This is a genomic window from Microbacterium indicum DSM 19969 (assembly GCF_000422385.1).
GTDB classification, from domain to species: domain Bacteria; phylum Actinomycetota; class Actinomycetes; order Actinomycetales; family Microbacteriaceae; genus Microbacterium; species Microbacterium indicum.
Map to the genome: position 1 here is coordinate 55509 of NZ_AULR01000004.1, position 20373 is coordinate 75881.

At 72.2% G+C, this 20373-nt stretch carries 17 protein-coding genes; 9 read left to right on the top strand and 8 right to left on the bottom strand.

Annotated elements, in window-relative coordinates:
• Window positions 1-27 precede the first annotated feature (27 nt).
• On the bottom strand, window positions 28-1629 hold the full coding sequence (gene murJ / locus H576_RS0106515; protein ID WP_029150275.1) for a murein biosynthesis integral membrane protein MurJ: 1602 nt from the start codon (window positions 1627-1629) through the stop codon (window positions 28-30).
• The gene (locus H576_RS0106520; RefSeq protein WP_029150276.1) at window positions 1626-3743 is read right to left on the bottom strand and encodes a DUF6049 family protein; all 2118 of its coding nucleotides are present in this window, start codon (window positions 3741-3743) and stop codon (window positions 1626-1628) included. The genes murJ and H576_RS0106520 overlap by 4 nt, the downstream gene beginning before the upstream one ends.
• Window positions 3744-3935: 192 nt before the next feature.
• Between H576_RS0106520 and galT the strand changes: the two genes are divergently transcribed.
• Entirely contained in the window at window positions 3936-5111 is a 1176-nt protein-coding gene (gene galT, locus H576_RS0106525) for a galactose-1-phosphate uridylyltransferase (RefSeq protein WP_029150277.1), read from the top strand.
• Entirely contained in the window at window positions 5108-6283 is a 1176-nt protein-coding gene (gene galK, locus H576_RS0106530; protein WP_029150278.1) for a galactokinase, read from the top strand. Before galT ends, galK begins: the two co-directional genes overlap by 4 nt.
• Here galK and H576_RS0106535 read toward each other — a convergent pair.
• Window positions 6280-7797 (bottom strand): N5-glutamine methyltransferase family protein, encoded by a 1518-nt coding sequence (locus H576_RS0106535; RefSeq protein WP_051172295.1) that lies wholly within the window; start codon window positions 7795-7797, stop codon window positions 6280-6282. The two genes, galK and H576_RS0106535, sit on opposite strands and share 4 nt — an antisense overlap.
• 199 nt (window positions 7798-7996) lie before the next feature.
• Between H576_RS0106535 and H576_RS0106540 the strand changes: the two genes are divergently transcribed.
• The 4 genes from H576_RS0106540 to H576_RS0106555 are packed head-to-tail and all read left to right on the top strand — an operon-like array spanning window position 7997 to window position 13120.
• Entirely contained in the window at window positions 7997-9424 is a 1428-nt protein-coding gene (locus tag H576_RS0106540) for a CCA tRNA nucleotidyltransferase (protein ID WP_029150280.1), read from the top strand.
• Window positions 9425-9483: 59 nt separating this feature from the next.
• Window positions 9484-10671, top strand: coding sequence for a glycosyltransferase (locus H576_RS0106545; RefSeq protein WP_029150281.1), 1188 nt, complete (start codon window positions 9484-9486; stop codon window positions 10669-10671).
• 5 nt (window positions 10672-10676) lie between these two features.
• Entirely contained in the window at window positions 10677-11849 is a 1173-nt protein-coding gene (locus H576_RS14625) for a glycosyltransferase family 4 protein (protein WP_245559135.1), read from the top strand.
• Complete coding sequence (locus H576_RS0106555; RefSeq protein ID WP_029150282.1) at window positions 11849-13120, top strand: O-antigen ligase family protein; 1272 nt, start codon at window positions 11849-11851, stop codon at window positions 13118-13120. Before H576_RS14625 ends, H576_RS0106555 begins: the two co-directional genes overlap by 1 nt.
• 145 nt (window positions 13121-13265) lie before the next feature.
• Here the strand turns inward: H576_RS0106555 and H576_RS17275 are convergent, their stop codons facing one another.
• Window positions 13266-13388: a hypothetical protein gene (locus H576_RS17275; RefSeq protein WP_281167305.1), complete on the bottom strand. Its 123-nt coding sequence runs from the start codon at window positions 13386-13388 to the stop codon at window positions 13266-13268.
• An 87-nt stretch (window positions 13389-13475) separates the two neighbouring features.
• Between H576_RS17275 and H576_RS0106570 the strand changes: the two genes are divergently transcribed.
• Both H576_RS0106570 and H576_RS14630 read left to right on the top strand, forming a co-directional pair.
• Entirely contained in the window at window positions 13476-14456 is a 981-nt protein-coding gene (locus tag H576_RS0106570; protein ID WP_029150283.1) for a GlxA family transcriptional regulator, read from the top strand.
• A 46-nt stretch (window positions 14457-14502) separates the two neighbouring features.
• Window positions 14503-16635 (top strand): ATP-dependent Clp protease ATP-binding subunit, encoded by a 2133-nt coding sequence (locus H576_RS14630; protein ID WP_084502514.1) that lies wholly within the window; start codon window positions 14503-14505, stop codon window positions 16633-16635.
• 70 nt (window positions 16636-16705) lie between these two features.
• On the opposite strand, the gene H576_RS0106580 is transcribed toward H576_RS14630, so the two are convergent.
• The 3 genes from H576_RS0106580 to H576_RS0106590 all read right to left on the bottom strand — a co-directional run bounded on the left by H576_RS0106580 (window position 16706) and on the right by H576_RS0106590 (window position 19381).
• On the bottom strand, window positions 16706-17293 hold the full coding sequence (locus H576_RS0106580; RefSeq protein ID WP_029150284.1) for a nitroreductase family protein: 588 nt from the start codon (window positions 17291-17293) through the stop codon (window positions 16706-16708).
• Between the two features lie 118 nt (window positions 17294-17411).
• A complete protein-coding gene (locus H576_RS0106585; protein ID WP_029150285.1) occupies window positions 17412-18500 on the bottom strand; it encodes an ABC transporter permease in 1089 nt (362 codons plus the stop codon).
• Window positions 18497-19381, bottom strand: coding sequence for an ABC transporter ATP-binding protein (locus H576_RS0106590; protein WP_029150286.1), 885 nt, complete (start codon window positions 19379-19381; stop codon window positions 18497-18499). Before H576_RS0106590 ends, H576_RS0106585 begins: the two co-directional genes overlap by 4 nt.
• Before the next feature lie 192 nt (window positions 19382-19573).
• Between H576_RS0106590 and H576_RS0106595 the strand changes: the two genes are divergently transcribed.
• On the top strand, window positions 19574-20128 hold the full coding sequence (locus tag H576_RS0106595; protein WP_029150287.1) for an NADPH-dependent FMN reductase: 555 nt from the start codon (window positions 19574-19576) through the stop codon (window positions 20126-20128).
• Window positions 20129-20193: 65 nt separating this feature from the next.
• Here the strand turns inward: H576_RS0106595 and H576_RS17280 are convergent, their stop codons facing one another.
• On the bottom strand, window positions 20194-20319 hold the full coding sequence (locus tag H576_RS17280) for a hypothetical protein (protein WP_281167306.1): 126 nt from the start codon (window positions 20317-20319) through the stop codon (window positions 20194-20196).
• Window positions 20320-20373 lie beyond the last annotated feature (54 nt).

The window sequence follows — 20373 nt, forward strand, 5'->3', positions numbered from 1 at the left end:
GAGGACCTCCGATCCGATTTCCGCGGGCTACCGCCCGAGGCGGGATCGGACGAGCGATCCGATCTGCTTCAGCTCGGGCGCCCGGAAGAGCGCCAGGACGCCGACGTAGATCGCGAGCGACACGGTGCCGATGAGCGCGCAGGCGAGGACCGCGAGGATCTTGCCCTGCGCCATCCAGCCGTCGGCGCCGCCCGCCCAGAGGTAGATCGCGAAGCCGGCCGCGCCCGCGGGGAGGGCGGCGAGCGTGAACCGGACGATCGCCCAGAGCCCGCCGCCGATCCGCAGCCCGCCGAGCTTGCGCCGCAGCAGGAAGATCGCCAGCAGGACCTGCAGGGTGCTCGAGATCGACTGCACGAGAGCGACGCCTGCGGTCAGGCCGCCGTGCAGGAAGATCAGCGGCGTGGCGAGGGATCCCGCGATCGCGATCGCCGCCTGGAAGAGCGTGAAGAAGAACGGCGTGCGGGTGTCGCCGTAGGCGTAGAACGTGCGCTGCACGATGAACAGCACCGCCATGGGCACGAGCGCGACGAGGAAGCTGATGAGGACGGGTGCCGTCGCCTCGGCCTCGGCGAGGTCGCTCGAGAAGATCCGTGCCGCGGGGACGGCCGCGGCCATGAGCGTCACGGCGGCGAAGACCACGAGCAGGCCGAGCGTCTTGATCGCGGTGTTCATGTCGCTCTTCACGGCGTCGTGCCGCCCCGCGTGCGCGTGGTGCGACAGCTGCGTGAAGTAGGGCGTCCCGATGCTCATGACGATGAGCGAGTACGGGAGCATGAAGACGAGCCACGCGTTGAACCACATGTTGCTCGACGCGTTGACGACGGCGTCCGACGAGGCGGTCGTGATCACCCGCTGCTGCACGGCCGAGACCACGAGGCCGACGAGCAGCATGCCGACGCTCCACGTCGCGACGCGGCGCAGCTGGCCGAGGCCCATGCCGCGCCAGTGGAAGTCGGGCGAGAGGCGGAGGCCCGTGCGGCGCCAGAACGCGAAGAGGACGACCGTCTGCGCCACGATCCCGAGCGTCGCCGTGAGCCCGAGGAACACGATCATCGTGCCGTCGTAGGCCTCGATGTCGCGGCGGCCGGGGCCGAACAGCCACATGAAGAGGCCGAAGCCCGCGATCGAGACGATGTTGTTGGTGATCGGCGCCCAGGCGTAGGGCGCGAAGATGCCGCGTGCGTTGAGGGTCTCGCCGACGAGGGCGAACATGCCGTAGAAGAAGACCTGGGGGATGCACCAGTACGCGAAGGCGACCGCGAGCTCGTACTGCGCGTCGGTCTGGAACGACGAGATCAGGCCGATGAGGAGCGGCGCGATGACGGTCGCGATCACGGTGACGGCCAGGAGGATAACGGTCGCGAGCGTGAAGAGCTTCGACAGGAGGCGCCTGCCGCCGTCCTCCTCCTGCGACCACTTCACGATCTGCGGCACGAAGACCGCCGTGAGGACGCCGGTCGAGATGACCTGGAAGATGTAGTTCGGCATCTGGTTCGCGATCGCGAACGCGTCGGCGCCGAGCCCGCCCGCGCCGATGGCCGACACGAGCACGATCGAGCGCAGCAGCCCCGTGACGCGAGAGGCGAGGGTTCCCGCCGCGATCATGGCGCTGGATCTGCCGAGATTCACTCCGAGGGCTCCGCTTCTGCCGCCTTCTCCCTGCGACGGCGGCGCACCTGACGGTACGCACCGAAGCCGAGAAGACCCACGACGAGCACGACCATGACGACGATGCCGATGCGCTCCCAGTCGGCGCGCACCGTGACCTGCATGGATCGGTCGGGGCCGATCTGGTCGCCCGTCGCCGCCTCGAGCCGGTAGTGCACCGTCACGTCGCCGCTGCCGACGCGGGCCTCGATCGGGATCGAGACGCGCGTCGCGCTGTTCGGCTGCGCCGTGACCTCGGTGCGCTCCTCGATGCTGAGGCGCGGGTCGTTCGGGGTTGCGATGACCGTGACCTTCGCGGTGTAGGGCAGGTCGTTCTGGATCCAGATCGGCATCGGCGCCTCGGGGCTCAGCAGCTGCACGGGCTGCGGCTCCTGGATCACGATGGCGTCGATCCGCTGGGCGTCGAGGAGCGCGAAGGCCTCGAAGCGCGTCTGCTGGCCGTCGGGGTTGGTCGCCCACGACACCGCGATGGTGCGGAGGAACTCGGCCCGGGTCTGGCTCGTGAGGAGCGCCGGCTGCTCGAGCGCCGTCGAGGTGTGCGCGATCTTCGGCTCGTCCGCCGCGAACTGCTGCACGGCGGCGACGCCCTCGTCGTCGGAGGAGGGCGCCGCGAGCGAGACGGCGCCCGAGCGCGCGTCCAGGACCGCGCCGAGGCCCTGCGCGTCGAGCCCCGGGCTGCGCATCGTCGAGAGGATCGCGTCGCGCAGGCCCTCGGCCGTGACGTCGGGCGTCGCGTCGGCCTCGTCGTCGTCGCCGTCCTCCTCCTCGGCGGCGAGGGCGTCGGATCCCATGCGGTCGAGGGCGAGGAGCAGGGGCTGGTCGTCGGCCGACGATGCGAGCCAGATCGCGGCCGTCGCGGCGACGAGCTCGGACGCGCGCGCCTGTCCGTCGGTCTCCTGCGCGATCTCGGTGAGGCGGCCCGAGAGCTCGTCGTCGTACGCCAGGGCGTCCTCGCCGAGCGCGGCCGCGCCGTCGGCGGTGCTCGACGACGGCACGAGGCTCGCGTATCCGTCGGCGGCGAGTGAAGTGACGGCGTCGTCGCCCGCGGAGCCGGGGCTCGGCCAGGCGATCAGCGGGAGATCGGATCCGCCGACCGCGAGCAGCTCCTCCTCGGTCGGGAGCGTCTCGGCGGGGGCCTCGGTCTCGTCGGCGGCCGGCGTCGCCTCGGGGGCCGGATCCGATGTATAGCCGGTGAGGTATGCGTCGAGCCCGGCCGTCGCGAGCGGAGCGTCGAGGCCAGCTGCGACCTGGACGGCGGGGTCGGCGTCGGCGAACTGCAGGGCGAACCGGTCGTTCGGCAGGAGCATGAGCTGATCGAGCCAGTCGCGCGCCGGCTGGGGCGCCGACGAGCCGAGCGCGCGGATCGCGGCGGGGATCGCGGGGTCGATCGCGAGGATCGCGTCGGTGCCGGCGACGGCGTCGAGCTGCGCCGTGAGGAGGCCGTCGGGCGCCGTGAGCGTCGTGAGCGTGTCGGCGGTGTAGAGGCCGCGCGAGTCGACGGGCCCCGTGATCGGCACGACGAGCGCGACCTCGGGCGAGTCGCCGCCCGTCGCGACGACGACCGTGCGCGCCTCCGCCTCCGTTCCGTCGGCGGAATACGTCGCGAGGATCGGATATGCGCCTGCGGGAATGTCTCCGAGATCGACCGATTCCGTCGCGGTGGTCGTGGATCCCGTCGCGATCTCGTCGGAGTCGATCGACGCGAGCTGCTCGCCCGCGGTCCCCGCGGTCCCCGCGAGCCACGCGTCGACGTCGTCGGCCGACCCGAGCGCCTCGCCGCGGGAGATCTCGACGGTGCCCTCGGGGAAGGCCGTCGCCGTCGCGTTCGCGAAGCCGAGCGTCAGGGTCGCCGACGTCGTCTGCGTCACGCCGTTCGAGGCCGGCGTCACGGTCAGCACGGGGTCGTCGGCGGAGGGCTGGGTCGCGGGGTCGTCGACGCTCGCGACCGACGCGGGGAGGATCGCCGCCGTCGCGGGGGCGAGGGGCGCGAGCGCGAGGGCGAGGCCGGCGGCGGCCGCGCCGAAGAGCGCACCGAGCCTGTTGCGGTGCGTGCGGGGGCGCGTCTGATGGTTCATGAGAGGGGTGCCGGCCGGAGGGGCCCGGCCGCCGCAATTCTACGGACGGCGGTTCTCAGCGCCTGGGAGGCGGGGCGCGAGGTCACGAGATCGCGACGGAAGCCGCCCGTGGCGGGGGATGTCCGCGGTCGCCGATACCCTCTTCAGGGGGACACCCGTTCAGCACTCCCTTCTTCAATGAGGAACACCGCGATGACCGCACCTGAGTCACTCGCCGCCGTCGCCCTCGGCGCCGGCGTCGTCAAGCGCTCCACCCATCTCGCCGACGGACGCGAGCTGATCTACTTCGACGACGCGGGAACGTCGCTGCCGCCCGAGCGGCGCGTCGACCAGCGCGAGCTCGACCCGCGGCCCGACACCGCGACGATGCGCCGCGACGTCCTGACGGGCGAGTGGATCACGGTGGCCGCCAACCGGCAGAACCGCGTGATGCTGCCCCCGGCCGAGTTCGACCCGCTCGCGCCGCAGACCGAGACGAACCCGTCCGAGGTGCCGAACGTCTACGACGTCGCGGTGTTCGAGAACCGCTCCCCCTCGCTCGGCCCGGCCCTGGCCGCGGCGACGGGCGGAGCCCCGCAGGCCGACGACGCGCCCCGTGGGCTCGACGACACGACGGCGCCCGGCCTCGGCCGCACGCGCACGGCGATCGGGCGCTGCGAGGTCGTCTGCTTCAGCCCCGAGCGCTCGGGATCCTTCGGAACGCAGTCGGTCGCGCGCGCCCGCACCGTGATCGAGGCCTGGGCCGACCGCACCGCGGCGCTCAGCGCCCTGCCGGGAGTCGAGCAGGTCTTCCCGTTCGAGAACCGCGGCGAGGCGATCGGCGTCACGCTGCACCACCCGCACGGACAGATCTACTCCTACCCCTACGTGACCCCCCGCACGCAGGCGCTGCTGCGCCAGGTCGAGGCCGAGGGATCCGATCTCTGGGAGCGCATCATCGCGTTCGAGGCCGAGGGCCCCCGCGTCGTCCTCTCGGGCGAGCACTGGATCGCCTACGTGCCGTTCGCGGCGCGCTGGCCCGTCGAGGTGCACCTCGTCCCCCGCCGCCACGCGGCCGACTTCACCGAGCTGACGGCCGAGGAGCGCGACGAGCTCGCCCCGCTCTACCTGCGCCTCCTGCGCGGCGTCGACGCGCTCTACGACACCCCCACGCCGTACATCGCGGCGTGGCACCAGGCGCCCGTCTCGGTGGGCCGCGACGCCCTGCGCCTGCACCTGCAGCTCACCTCGCCTCGCCGCGGCGCCGACAAGCTGAAGTTCCTCGCGGGATCCGAGGCCGCCATGGGCGCCTGGACCGCCGAGATCCCGGCCGAGGTGCAGGCCGAGCGCCTGCGCGCCGCGCTCGAGACGGTCGAGGTCCCCGCGTGAGCCTCGAAGCAGCCGAGACCCTGTTCCGCGAGCTCACGGGCCGCGAGCCCGAGGGCGCCTGGTCGGCCCCGGGCCGCGCGAACCTCATCGGCGAGCACACCGACTACAACGAGGGCTTCGTCTTCCCCATCGCGATCGAGCAGCGCACGACCGCCGCGGTCGCCCGCCGCGAGGACGGCGTGATCCGGGTCGCCTCGACCTTCGACCCCGAGCCCGTCGAGGTCGCGGTCGCCGACCTCGCGAGCCTCTTCGGCGGGCCGGCCGGCTCCGCCGTCGCGAACGGATCGGTGCCCGAATGGGCCGCGTACCCGCTCGGCGTCGTGTGGGCGGCCGAGGCGCCGCCCCCCACGGGGCTCGACATCGCGATCGCGTCCGACGTCCCGATCGGCGCGGGCCTCTCGTCGTCCGCCGCGATCGAGGGCGCGATCGCGGGCGCGATCAACGACCTGTGGGGCCTCGGGCTCTCGCTCATCGACATGGCGAAGATCGGCCGCCGCGCCGAGAACGAGGCCGTCGGCGCGCCCACGGGGATCATGGACCAGGCGTCGTCCTTCCTCGGCCGCCCCGACCACGCGACGTTCCTCGACTGCCGCTCGCTCGAGACGCAGTCGGTCGACCTCGGCTTCGCCCGCGAGGGCCTCGCGATCCTCGTCATGGACACCCGCGTCACGCACGCGCACTCGACGGGCGGGTACGGCGAGCGCCGTGCCTCCTGCGAGCTCGGCGCGCGGATGATGGGCGTGCCGATGCTGCGCGACCTCACGGTCGACGACCTGGCGCGGGCCGAGGAGACGCTCGACGACGTGACGTTCCGCCGCGTGCGCCACATCGTCACCGAGAACCAGCGCGTGCTCGACACCGTCGACACCCTGCGCTCCGAGGGTCCGCGCGCGATCGGCGGCCTGCTCGTCGCGTCGCACGTGTCGATGCGCGACGACTTCGAGATCTCGGTCCCCGAGCTCGACCTCGCCGTCGCGACGGCCCTCGACGCCGGCGCGATCGGCGCCCGCATGACGGGAGGCGGCTTCGGCGGCGCGGCGATCGCCGTCGTCGAGCGCGACCGCCTCGACGACACGATCGTCGCGGTCGCCGCGGCGTTCGAGAAGGCCGGGTACGTCGAGCCCCGCCAGTTCGAGGTCGTCCCCTCGCGGGGCCTCGGCCGCGACCTCTAGAACGTCAGGAAGCCGTCGACCAGCAGCTCGCGGGCTGCCGGCAGGAGGGCGCCCGAGAGGGCGTCCTCGTCGACCTCGAGCAGCTGGGCGAGCGCTCCGACGATCTGGCCGACCGTGAGTTCGCCGCCGCACGCGCCGACGAAGCCCGCGAGGGCCGGATCCGCGCTCAGCGAGCGGCCGAAGCCGCCGCCCTGGCGCAGCTCGATCACGGTGGGGTTCTCGGATCCCGGCGTATGGTGCCGCGCCTCCGTCACGTCGGGCGCCGCGCGGAGCGTGAGCATCGAGAGCTGCGCGTCGGTCAGCCGCGCCTGCGCGTCGTGCGCCGCGAGCGCCGCCGCGAGATGGGATCCGAGGCCGCCCTCCGAGGGGATCGGCTGCGGGACGCTCTCGTAGCGCGCGAGGGTCGGCTCCCCCACCGCGCGGCGCAGCAGCACGTATCCGAATCCGACGCTCGTCACGCCGCGCGCCGCGAAGTCGTCGAGCCAGGCGGTGAGGAGCGCGTCGTGCTCGGGGGATCCGGGCACCGTGCCGCCGTCGCGGATCCACATCTCGGCGTACTCGATCGGGTTCAGGTGCTCGCGCTCGACGACCCAGGCGTCGAGCGGGACGGGGCTCCGCTCGACCCACGCGCGCACGCGGTCGAGGCCGCGCTCGCCGCCCCTCGTCTCCCAGTTGCCGAGGAACTGCGCGATGCCGCCCGGCTCGAGGTGCTCGCCGACGCCGGCCACGACCCGCTCGACGAGCGCGTCGCCGACGAGGCCGCCGTCGCGGTACTCGTACTCGGGGACGCCCGTCGCGCGCGGCGTGATGACGAAGGGCGGGTTCGACACGATGCGGTCGAAGGTCTCGCCGGCGACGGGCTCGAACAGGGATCCGTCCCGCGCCTCGATCGCGTCGGTCCCGTTCAGCAGCGCGTTGAGCCGGGCGTAGTCGAGGGCGCGCGCCGAGATGTCGGTCGCGACGACCTGGTCGGCGTAGCGGCGCGCGCGCAGCGCCTGCACGCCGCAGCCCGTGCCGAGGTCGAGCACGCGGCCCGCCGAGGTCGGGAGCTGCAGCCCCGCGAGGGTCAGGGAGGCGCCCCCGACGCCGAGGACGTAGTCGGTGTCGAGCGGCCCTCCGCCCGACGCGAGCTCGTCGATGTCGGCGGCGACGATCCACTCCCCCGGGCCGCGGTCGTCGTGGAACGACTGGGGCCGCACGGTCGCGGTCGGGGTGACGTCGTCGCCCGCGACGGTCGCGAGACCCAGGGCCGCGAGCCCGGCGGACCCGAGCTCGGGGAGCGCAGCGTCGACGGCGGCCGCGGGCTGCGCGACGCCGAAGATCAGCAGGCGAGCGAGGGTCGCGAGGGCGTCGTCGCGGTCGCCGAGCCCGCGCAGGGCGGGCGTGCGGAGTGTGCGCCCGATCGCGTCGTCGGCCTCGACGCCCCACGCGGCGCGCAGGGTCTCGGATCGGAAGCCCGCCAGCCGGAGGTCGTCGGCGAGGGCGCGGCACAGCTCGGGGATCGGGTTCGGCACGGATTCATTCTCGCCGGTGCGCGGTCCCGCGCGAAGGCCATCCCTCACGCGGAGATAGGCGCTCCTGCGGCCGAATGGGCGCCAGAAGGCCGTGCGATCGCCTTCCGGCCGCGCGAGCGGATCCCTCGCGCGGCCCGGCGGCGCGGCGCTGGGGCGCGCGCCAGGGGGCTGTGGGGTGCGCGCCGGTAGCCTGGAGCCCATGCTGAACATGGCCGACGGGCTCGCACGCCTCGGTGACCTCGCGAAGCACCCCGTGGTCGACGTGCTCGCCCGCGCCTTCGCCGAGGCGGGGCACGAGCTGGCGATCGTCGGCGGACCCGTGCGCGACGCGATCCTGGGCCGGCCGACCCACGACCTCGACTTCACCTCGAGCGCCCGCCCCGACGAGATCCTCGCGATCGTCACGCCGATCTCGTCGGTGCAGTGGGACATCGGTCGCGCCTTCGGCACGATCGGCGCGCGGGTGCTCGGCGAGCAGGTCGAGGTCACGACCTACCGCGCCGACAGCTACGACCACGCGACGCGCAAGCCCACGGTCGAGTTCGGCGAGACCCTCGAAGAGGACCTCACGCGCCGCGACTTCACGGTCAACGCGATGGCGCTCACGGTGCCGGAGGTGCGCCTCGTCGACCCGACGGGAGGCGTCGAGGACCTCGTCGCCGGCATCCTGCGCACGCCCATCGACCCGCGGATCAGCTTCGGCGACGACCCGCTGCGCATGCTGCGCGCCGCCCGGTTCTCGGCGCAGCTCGGCTTCGAGATCGAAGACGGCACGCGCGCCGCGATCGAGGCCCTCACCGAGACGCTCGAGATCGTGAGCGCCGAGCGGATCCAGGCCGAGCTCAGCCGGACCCTCTCCGAGACCGACCCCGTGCGCGGCGTCCGCGCGATGGTCGAGACGGGCCTCGCCGACCGGTTCCTGCCCGAGATCGGCGCCATGCGCCTCGAGGTCGACGAGCACCACCACCACAAGGACGTCTACGAGCACTCGCTGACGGTGCTGCAGCAGGCGATCGACCTCGAGCACGAGCGCCACCCGGGCGAGGATCCCGACGTCGCGCTGCGGATCGCGGCGCTGCTGCACGACATCGGCAAGCCCCGCACGCGCAAGCTCGAGGCCGGCGGGGTCGTGACCTTCCACCATCACGACACCGTGGGCTCGCGCATGGCGCGCAAGCGGCTCAAGGCGCTCAAGTACGACACCGCGACGACCGAGTCGGTCGCCCGCCTGATCGAGCTGCACCTGCGCTTCTTCGGCTACAGCGACGGGGCGTGGACCGACTCGGCCGTGCGCCGCTACGTGCGAGACGCGGGCGACGAGCTCGAGCGCCTGCACATCCTCACGCGCGCCGACGTCACGACCCGCAACCGGCGCAAGGCCGCGCGGCTGAGCGGCGCGTACGACGACATCGAGGCCCGGATCGCGCAGCTGCGCGCCGAGGAGGAGATCGACGCGATCCGCCCCGACCTCGACGGCAACGAGATCCAGCGGATCCTCGGCATCGCCCCGGGACCCGAGGTCGGGGCGGCGTACCGCTTCCTGCTCGAGCTGCGCCTCGACGAGGGTCCGCTCGGCGCGGACGAGGCCGAGGCCCGCCTGCGCGCGTGGTGGGAACAGCGGGGATAACCCCCCAATCCGGCCGCGGATCCGGGATTCCGGCAGTCGCCGCGGGTAGCGTCGAATGCGTGCCTGATCCGACACGCGAAACCCCCCTCACGGTGCTGCTGGGCTGCGACACGTTCTCGCCCGACATCAACGGCGCCGCGCGATTCGCCGAGCGCCTGAGCGCCGGCCTCGCGCAGCGCGGCCACGACGTCCACGTCAGCGCGCCGAACACGCGCCACGCGCTCGCACCGACGCACACCGAGACGATCGAGGGCGCCGAGATCACGATGCACCGGCTGCCGTCGGTCAGGCTCGCGTGGCACGAGTGGCTGCGGTTCGTGTGGCCCTGGCGGTCGAAGCACTACGCCCGCCTGGTCCTCGACGAGGTGCGCCCCGACGTCGTGCACATCCAGTCGCACATCGTCATCGGCCGCGGGCTCGCCCGCGAGGCGCGACGGCGCGGGATCCCCGTCGTCGCGACGAACCACACGATGGCCGAGAACATCCTCGACTTCACGCGCCTCCCGGAGTGGGCGAACCGGATCTTCGTGAAGCTCGCGTGGGCCGATGCGAAGCGGACCTTCCAGATGAGCGCCGCGATCACGACGCCGACCCGCAAGGCGGCCGACTACCTCGAGAAGACGATCGACATCGCGGGCGTCGTCCCGATCAGCTGCGGCATCGACATGGCGCAGTACACCCCCGACCTGTCGCCCCGCGACGGGAATCGCGTCGTCTTCGTGGGCCGCCTGACGCGCGAGAAGCGCGTCGACGTGATCCTGCGCGCGATCGCGGCCCTCGATCCCGCGCTCGACGTGGTTCTCGAACTCGTCGGCGACGGCGACCAGCGCCCGGCGCTCGAGCAGCTCGCGTCCGAGCTCGGGATCCGCGGCCGCGTGGTGTTCCACGGCAAGGCGACCGACGCCGAGCTGCGCGCGGCGCTCACGCGGGCGTCGGCGTTCGCGATCGCGTCGATCGCCGAGCTGCAGTCGATCGCGACGATGGAGGCCATGGCGTCGGGGCTCCCGATCGTCGCCGCGAACGCGATGGCGCTCCCGCACCTTGTCGAGGACGGGCGGAACGGGCACCTCTTCGCGCCCGACGACCCGGTCGACCTCGCCGCGAAGCTCGACGACGTGCTGCGGCAGACGCCGTCGCAGCGCGAGCGCATGCAGCGCGCGTCGCTCGAGCTCGTCTCGGCCCACGACATCACGCGCACCCTCCGGACCTTCGAGGCGCTGTACCGCGGCGAGCCGATCCCCGCGTGAACGGCATGCGCGTCGCCCTCGTCTGCGACTACTCGCTCGACTACCTGGGCGGCGCGCAGGCGGCGTTCCTCGACCAGGCGCAGATCCTGCGCGACGCGGGGCATCGCGTGACGATCGTCGCGCCGGGCGAGACGTCGGCGGGACGCTTCGGCGTGCGGGCGCCCTTCGCCCTCCCGGGCGTCGACCTGCCGTGGATCCGCAGCACGGATCGGCTCCGCGCGCGGCTCCGCGCGCTGTATGCCGTTCAGGGCATCGAGGTAGTCCACGCACATTCTGAGTTCGGCATGAGCGCGGCGGCGGTCCAGGTCGCGCGCGAGATGGGGATCCCCGTCGTGCAGACGGTGCACACGTTCTTCTGGCGGGGCCCGCGGCTCGGCCCCCTCGACGCCGTCGCGGCCGCCGCGATCCGCGGGGTCGGTCGGCTGCTGCGCGGATCCGCCACGTCGCGCGCCCGGCTCGGCGGAGCCCGAGTCGGCTCGGCGCTGCGCGGCATCACACTCTCGGCCTGCCTCGCGGCCGACGCCGTGATCTCGCCGTCGGCGCACCAGGCGGAGCGGCTGATCGCGGCCGGCGCGCACGGGGTGGTCGCGATCCCCAACGCCCTCCCCGAGAGCGGGGAGGCGGGCGAGCCGCTCGCGGCGGTTGACGGCCCCCTGCGCATCGCGTGGGTCGGCCGGCTCGTCCCCGAGAAACGGATCCTCGAGTTCCTCGACGCCGCGCGCCAGGCGATGTGGGAGGTGCCAGGCGGGCTCGAGGTCGCGGTCGTCGGGGACGGCCCCCTGCTGGCCGAGGCGCGGCGCCGCGCCGAGGGCGAGGAGGGGATCCGCTTCACGGGTCGCGTCGACCGCGACCGCGTCGCCGCCGAGATGCGCGACGCCCACCTCGTCGCGCTCACATCTCTGGGGTTCGATAATCAACCCGTGATCGTGGTCGAGGCCTTCCGTCAGGCGCGCAGCGTCTTCTACGTCGACTCCGCGCTGCGCGAGGGGCTCGCGGAGGCCGGCGTGCTCGCCGACTCCCCCGACGTCTCCGGCATGGCCGCGTCCCTCGCGCGCCTGGCGCGCGAGCCGCGGGTCGCGGTCGAGCGCTCGCGCGCCGCCTCCGAGGCCGCCGAGGTGTTCTCCCCCGCGGCGCACGAGCGCGCCGTGACGGCCGTCTACCGCGGGGTGATCGCATGATGCGCGCCTACGCCTCCGTCCTCGCGTTCTGCGCGTTCGCCTACTCGTTCCTCTTCAACCTCGTCGGCATGGCGGGCGCCCTCGCCCTCCTCGGGGCCATGACGGTCGCGACGATCGTGATCTGGATCCTCTGGTCGCGCCGCGAGCCGCTCCCCCGCCGCACCTGGCGCCAGCACCCCCTCACGGTCTACGCCTACGCGGGCTTCGCGGTCCTGTCGCTCGCCTGGTCGCAGTGGATCGGCACGAGCCTCCTGACGCTCGCGGCCGAGGGCGTGTTCGTCTTCCACGCGTTCTTCCTCGCGCTGCGCTTCTCGAAGCGCGACCTCCTCGTCATCGCCGAGCGCGCCCTCTCGGCCGTCGTCGTCCTCTCGCTCGCGGTCGAGCTGTGGGTCGCCCTGCGCGGCGCCCCGCTGTTGCCGAACTTCCAGCAGGCGCCGGACGATCCCGACCCGCACTACGACTGGATCCGCGGCAACCTGCTCGACGGATTCCTCGCGGGCGGGCGGATCCAGGGCATCGTCGGCAACGCGAACCTGCTCGCGGTGCTGTGCCTGCTCGCGCTCGTCGTCATCGTCACGCGCCTCGTGCGCCGCGACGGCGGCACGATCCCCCGCGTCCTCATCGGCCTCATCGCGCTGTGGCTGCTCGTCCGGGCCGGATCCGCGAACATGTACGTCAACGCGCTCGCGCTCGTCGTCGTCGCGGTGCTCGTCCTCGTCGCCCGGCGTCTGCCGTCGACCCGCGCCCGCGCCTGGTTCTTCTCGGTGCTCGGGGCGCTGGCGCTCGGCCTCGCGGCCGTCCTGCTGTTCGCCCGCGACTGGCTCTTCGGCCTGCTGGGGCGCAGCGACGACCTCACGGGGCGCGGCGAGATCTGGGAGAAGGTCCTCGGCCGCTGGGCCGAGTCGCCCGTCGTCGGCAACGGCTATGCGGCGCCGTGGCTGCCGTGGGATCCGCACTTCGACGGCTGGATCGTCGATCACGGGCTCACGGTGTTCCACGGCCACAGCATGTGGATCGACACGCTCATGCAGCTCGGCGTGATCGGGGCGGCGCTTCTCGCGATCATGTGGGGCACGGCGTTCGTCCGCGCCGCCGCGTCGGCGACCCGCGGCGCGACGATGGTGCCCCTCCTCGTCATCGTCATGCTGCTGATCCAGGGCCTCACGGAGGCCGCCCCGATCCAGTACTGGGAGCTCATGGCGATCGTCGTGATCTCGGTCGGCCAGGGCGTGTGGCGGACATCGACGAAAGCGTCGACCGCGGAGCACTGAGGGGGTGACATTCACACGGAATGGCCCAGAAAGTGTGAATGTGGACTCCGCAGTCTTCCTCGATCGACCCGTTCGTTCGGTTCTTCGCCGAGGGCCTCACGCAGGCGGCGCCGGAGTCGTGATCGGCCACGAGGACAAGCGGGGCTCACCGCGGCCAGTCGTCTGCGCCGTGGCGCGCGATGCCGTAGCCGTCGCGCGGGCCGAGGAGGGCGGTGGCGGCGACGCCGGCCGCCGCGAGGGCGATGAGCAGGATCCCGAAGATGACCATGGCAGAGATCCTGCGCCTGGCGGATTCCCGCCACGAGTGGCAGTCTGGACGAACGTCGTCCGATTCCTGCCACGCGAGGAGCCCGCCATGATCAAGACCGTCGCCGCCATCGTCGTCAACGGGGCCGCCCCGTTCGAGTTCGGCACCGTCTGCGAGGCGTTCGGCCTCGATCGATCCGACGACGGCGTCCCGAAGTTCGACTTCCGCGCCGTGACGCCCGACCCGGGCGAAGTCAGCACGACGATGGGCTTCTCGCTGCTGATCGACCACGACCTGTCGTTCGCCGACGAGGCCGACGTCGTCGTCATGACCGCGACGCCCCACGGGTTCTGGGGGTCCATGGATCAGCGCGTCCTCGACGTGCTGCGCCGCGCGGCCGAGCGCGGCGCGTGGGTCATGAGCGTGTGCAGCGGCGCCTTCTCGCTCGCCGAGGCGGGGATCCTCGACGGGCGCCGCGCGACGACGCACTGGCGCTACGCCGACCTCCTCGCCGAGCGGTACCCCCGCATCGACGTCGACCCCGACGTCCTCTACGTGCAGGACGGTCGGATCCTCACGAGCGCCGGCACGGCAGCAGGCATAGATGCCTGTCTCCACCTCCTGCGGCAGGAGATCGGCGCCGAGCTCACGAACCTGATCGCGCGCCGCATGGTCGTCGCCCCGCACCGCGGCGGCGGGCAGGCGCAGTTCATCCTCGGGCCGCTCGCCGAGTCGCGCGACATGTCGCTGTCGCGGACGATCGACTGGGCGCTCGGCAGCCTCCACCGCGAGATGACGGTCGACGATCTCGCGGCGCACGCGCACATGTCTCCGCGCACCTTCGCCCGGCGGTTCAAGGCGGATCACGGCGCGACCCCCGCCGCGTGGCTCGCGCGTCAGCGGGTCATGCAGGCGCAGCGTCTCCTCGAGCGCACCGACTGGGGCCTCGACCGCATCGCGGCCGACTGCGGGCTCGGATCCGCCGCCGTCCTGCGGCAGAACTTCGCCCGGATCCTCGGCATGACCCCGACCGCCTACCGCGAGCGCTTCGCGGGACCCGCGCGGAGCAACATGGCGGTCGCCGCGTGATGTAAACTTGAGTCACACCGACTCAAGTTCGAAAGTGAGAGATCCCATGCCGCAGGAACAGCAGGACGAGCAGCAGAGTGCTCTCGAGCAGTTCGGCATCAACCTGACCGAGCGCGCGCGCAGCGGGAAGCTCGACCCGGTCATCGGCCGCGACGCCGAGATCCGCCGCGTGAGCCAGGTGCTCACGCGGCGGACGAAGAACAACCCCGTGCTCATCGGCGAGCCCGGCGTCGGCAAGACGGCGGTCGCCGAGGGGCTCGCGCAGCGCATCGTCGCGGGCGACGTCGCCGAGAGCCTCAAGAACAAGGAGCTGATCTCGCTCGACATCTCGGCGCTCGTCGCGGGCGCGATGTACCGCGGGCAGTTCGAGGAGCGCCTGAAGAACGTGCTCAAGGAGATCACCGAGTCCGAGGGCCGCATCATCACGTTCATCGACGAGCTGCACGTGCTCATGGGCGCGGGAGGCGGCGAGGGATCCGTCGCCGCGGCGAACATGCTGAAGCCCGCGCTCGCGCGCGGCGAGCTGCGGCTCATCGGCGCGACGACGCTCAACGAGTACCGCGAGTTCGTCGAGAAGGACGCCGCGCTCGAGCGCCGCTTCCAGCAGGTGTACGTCGGCGAGCCGTCGGTCGAGGACACGATCGCGATCCTCCGCGGTCTCAAGGAGCGCTACGAGGCGCACCACAAGGTCACGATCAGCGACCAGGCGCTCGTCGCCGCCGCCTCGCTGTCGCACCGATACATCCCGAGCCGCCAGCTGCCGGACAAGGCCATCGACCTCATCGACGAGGCCGCGAGCCGGCTGCGCATGGAGATCGACTCGGCGCCCGTCGAGATCGACGAGCTGCGCCGCCGCGTCGACCGCCTCAAGCTCGAGGAGCTCGCCCTCAAGAAGGAGAAGGACCCGGCGTCGAAGGAGCGCCTCGCCGCGCTGCGCGAGCAGCTCGCGGGCGAGGAGGCGCGCCTCGGCGAGATGCAGGGCCGGTGGGAGGCCGAGCGGGCGAGCCTCAACCGCGTCGGCGACCTGCGCGGCCGGCTCGACGCCGCCCGCGTGGAGGCCGAGCGGGCGCAGCGCGAGGGCCGCCTCGAGCAGGCCTCGCGCCTCCTGTACGCCGAGATCCCGGGCCTCGAACGCGAGCTCGCCGAGGCCGAGAAGGTCGAGCAGCAGGGCGAGCGCATGGTCGGCGACCAGGTGACGGAGGACGACATCGCGGGCGTCGTGGCGGCGTGGACGGGGATCCCCGTCGGCAAGCTGCTGCAGGGCGAGCAGGAGAAGCTCCTGCACCTCGAGTCCGAGCTCGGCCGCCGCCTCATCGGCCAGAAGGAGGCCGTCGAGGCCGTCTCCGACGCCGTGCGCCGCTCGCGCGCCGGGATCTCCGACCCGAACCGGCCCACGGGATCCTTCCTCTTCCTCGGCCCGACCGGCGTCGGCAAGACCGAGCTCGCGAAGGCGCTCGCCGCGTTCCTCTTCGACGACGAGCAGGCGATGATCCGCATCGACATGTCGGAGTACGGCGAGAAGCACTCGGTGTCGCGGCTCGTCGGCGCCCCTCCGGGATACGTCGGCTACGACCAGGGCGGGCAGCTCACGGAGGCCGTGCGGCGCCGGCCGTACTCGGTCGTGCTGCTCGACGAGGTCGAGAAGGCGCACCCCGAGGTGTTCGACGTGCTTCTGCAGGTCATGGACGACGGCCGCCTGACCGACGGCCAGGGCCGCACGGTCGACTTCAAGAACGTGCTGCTCATCCTCACGAGCAACATCGGATCGCCGATCCTCGTGGATCCGACGATCGCGCCCGAGCAGAAGCGCGAGCAGGTCATGGGCCTTGTGCAGCACGCGTTCAAGCCCGAGTTCATCAACAGGCTCGACGACATCGTGCTGTTCCAGGCGCTCACGACCGACGACCTCGCCCAGATCGTCGAGCTGCAGGTCGACCTCCTGCAGAAGCGGCTGACCGATCGCCGGCTCACCCTCGCGGTCACGCCCGACGCCCGCGCCTGGCTCGCCGAGCGCGGCTACGACCCGCTGTTCGGTGCGCGCCCGCTGCGCCGGCTCATCCAGCGGGAGGTGCAGGACGGCCTGGCGCGGGGGATCCTCGCGGGCAACGTGCACGACGGATCCACGGTCACGGTCGACGTCGCCGCGTCCGGCGAGCACCTGGCGCTCACGACGAGCTGACGCCGCGAATCGCCGCAGACGCGAAGCGGGCCGGATCCTGAGGGATCCGGCCCGCTTCGTCGTGCGCGCGTCAGGCGTTGGCGATGAGGGTCTCGCTCAGCGGCTTGCGGACGCGCGGGGCGACCTCGCGCTCGCGCGTGGCCTCGGGGAGGGCGTCGATGTCGCCGAGCTCGCCGAGCGCGATGACGGTGAAGGGGCGCTCGCCGTCGGGGAGCGAGAACCTCTCGGCGACCGCGGCGGGGCTGAAGCCCGTCATCTGGTGGACGACGAGGCCGTCGGCGTGCGCCTGCACCGAGAGGTGCGCGACCGACTGGCCGAGGTCGTAGAGGGCGACGGGGTTCTCGTTGCCGTCGGCGTCGGCCACGATCGCGACCGCGACGATGAGGACGGCGGCGCTCGGCGCCCAGGCGGCGTTGAAGCCCGCGAGCGTCTCGGAGATCGCGGCGTGCTCGGCGGTGCCGCGGCGGGCCACGATGAACTTCCAGGGCTGCACGTTGTTGGCGGACGGGCTCCAGCGGGCCGCCTCGAGGGCGTTCGCGAGCTTGTCCTCGTCGATCGGGGTGACGGCGTCGTACGCGCGGGGGCTCCAGCGCGCGGCGAGGACGTCGAGGATCGGGTGGTCGGTCGGTGCGGTGCGGTCGATGGTGGTGGCGCCCATGGGGGTCTCCTCGTCGGTTCGTGTCGAGATCAGGACCGGGCGCCGTTGCCCGCGTGAGGTTCAACCCCACGCGGGCTACGTTATTCCCTTCGGCGATATGTATGCAAGTGCATGATTCTCAGCCGGGCCGCAGGGCTTCGGCCCACTTCACGCGCTGGCCCATCCGCAGGAGCGAGTTCTCGTAGATCTTCGCCGCGAGCCCGAGGACGACGGCGACGGTCGCGAACGCGATCACGAGCGCGACGAGCGGCTCCCACCACGCGGCCTCGTGGAAGTAGAGGCGGATCGGCATCGACACGGGCGCCGAGAACGGGATGTACGACAGGACGCTCATCACGGTCGGGTTCGTGTTGAAGAAGATCACGAGCATGTACGGGATCATCACGATGTACATCACGGGGGTGATCGACTGGTTGATGTCCTCCTGCCGCGACACGAGGGATCCCGTCGCCGCGAACAGCGTCGAGATCAGCAGGAAGCCGACGAGGAAGAACACCGCGAACCAGAGGAGCGGGGCGCTCAGGGACCGGAGGATGTCCGTCTGGCCCGTCGCCACGAGCCCGATCGCGAGCGCGATGACGATGAGGACGATCTGGCCGACCGCGAGGATCGTGTTGCCGAGCACCTTGCCCGCGAGCAGCGCCCGAGCGGGGATCGCGGTGATGAGGATCTCGACGACGCGCGTCGCCTTCTCCTCGACGACGCTCGTGGCGACGGGGAGGGCGAACGTCATCGCCGACATCATGAAGACCAGCGCGAACGCGAGGCTCATGATGTACCGCAGCGGCGTGAAGCCGCCCTCGGGATCGAGGAGCTCGACGGTCGGCGCCTGCGAGAGCAGGGCGATCAGGACGTCGGGAGCCTCGGTGTCGGCGATCACGGTGAGGCCCGTCGGCGACTGGTCGTCGGCGATGACGGCGGCGTCGACGTCGCCCTGCTCGACGAGGGCCGTCGCGTCGGCGCGGGTCTCGGCGGGGGTGATCTCGATGCCCTCCGCTCCCTCGAGCTGGGCGGCGACCGACCCGCTCGCCGCGACGGTCGTCGTCGTCTCGCGGTTCAACAGGACGTTGCTGACGATCATGCCGACGACGATGAGTGCGAGGATCATCGCCGTCGTGATGATGAACGGCTTGCTGCGCAGGCGGGTCGAGACCTCGCGCTCGGCGACGAGCCACGTGGCCTGCGGGGTCGAGAGTGCCGTGGTCATGCGACGACCTCCTTGAAGATCTGGGCGAGCGAGGGCTGGAGCGGGGTGAAGGCGGTGACGTCGCCCTCGGCGACGGCGCGGCGCAGGACGCGGGCGGCGGTCTCGGCGTCGGCGGCGTCGAAGACGGCGCGTCCCCCGTCGAACTCGACGACGTCGACGCCCGGCTCGGCGCGCAGCCAGCCGGTGTCGCCCGAGGTCGCGAGCTCGAAGCGCGAGCCGCCGTGCTCGCGGCGCAGCTCGTCGCGCCCGCCCGCCGCGCGGACGGTGCCGCCCGCGATGATCACGAGGTCGTCGCACAGGCGCTCGACGACGTCGAGCTGATGCGACGAGAACAGGACCGCGGCGCCCGACGCCGCGCGCTCCTGCAGAACGCTCACGACGACGTCGACCGCGAGGGGATCCAGGCCGCTGAACGGCTCGTCGAGGATCAGGACGTCGGGTCCGTGGACGAGCGCCGCGGCGATCTGGGCGCGCTGCTGGTTTCCGAGCGAGAGCGACTCGATCGCGTCGCCGAGGCGCTCCGCGAGCCCGAGCTTCTCGAGGATCTCCGTCGCCCGGGCGGCGGCGTCGCGCGCCGAGAAGCCGTGCAGCCGCGCGAGATAGGTGATCTGCTCGAGGACCTTCATCTTGGGATAGAGGCCCCGCTCCTCGGGCATGTAGCCGAAGCCGCGGCGGCGGTCGGCCGTCAGGGCGGCGCCGTCGAGCAGCACCTCTCCCCCGTTGTCGGCCAGCAGGCCGAGGACGATCCGCATCGTCGTCGTCTTGCCGGCGCCGTTGCCGCCCACGAACCCCGTGAGGCGGCCGCGCTCGACGCCGAACGACACGTCGTCGAGCACCGTGCGCGCGCCGAAGCGCTTGGTGAGTCCCGTCAGTTGCAGCATGCGTCCGACGCTACGCACGCGCTCGCCGCGGCACATCCGTCGCGCGGGGGATCTCGTGTCCGCCGGATGAGGGATCCCTGGGACGGGATGAAATGTGACGGATCCGGGAATAGCATCGGGGTGCCGGTGCTTTCATGTGAATGGAAGTCCCACCGGCACCCCTCCCCATTCAGACCTCAAGGAGACACCTCCGTGACCAAGATCGGTTACATCGTCGGCTCGATCGGCTCGACGTCCATCAACCGCGACCTCGCTGAGGCCCTCGTCAAGCTCGCGCCCGAGGGCGTCGAGTTCACCGAGATCGCCATCAAGGACCTCCCCTTCTTCTCGACCGACCTCGAGGTCGACCTCCCCCAGGTCGTCAGCGACTTCAAGGCCGCGATCGAGGGCGTCGACGGCGTCATCATCGCCACGCCCGAGTACAGCCGCTCGATCCCCGGCGTCCTGAAGAACGCCATCGAGTGGTCGAACCGCCCCTACGGCCAGATGTCGTTCTCGGGCACCCCGGTCGGCGTCATCGGCGGCTCGCCGGGCGGCATCGCGACCGCCGCGGCGCAGCAGCACCTGCGCGCCGTGCTCGGCCACTCCGACGCGATCGTCATGGGTCAGCCCGAGGGCTTCATCCAGGTCACGCCCGGCCTCATCGTCGACGGCGAGATCACGAACGAGGGCACCAAGGAGTTCCTGATGGCCTACCTCGGCGCGTTCCTCGGCCTCGTCGGCCGCGTCCAGAAGGCGAACGCGTAAGCGTCACCGACTGACGGAGCCCCGCACCATCCGGTGCGGGGCTCCTCTGCGTCCGGGCCGCGGCGTCACTCCTCGTCGGAGACCGGCCAGCCCTCTTCCTCGGCGTCGGTGAAGGGGTCGTTGGCCTGGGGGTTCTCGGCGTCGTGGTCGACGTCCTCATCGCCGGGTCCGGGCCTGCGTTCATCGGTCATTGCGGCTCCCTCCGTCAGGTGACTCCAGGATCCCGCTCCCGCCCGCCCGCCACA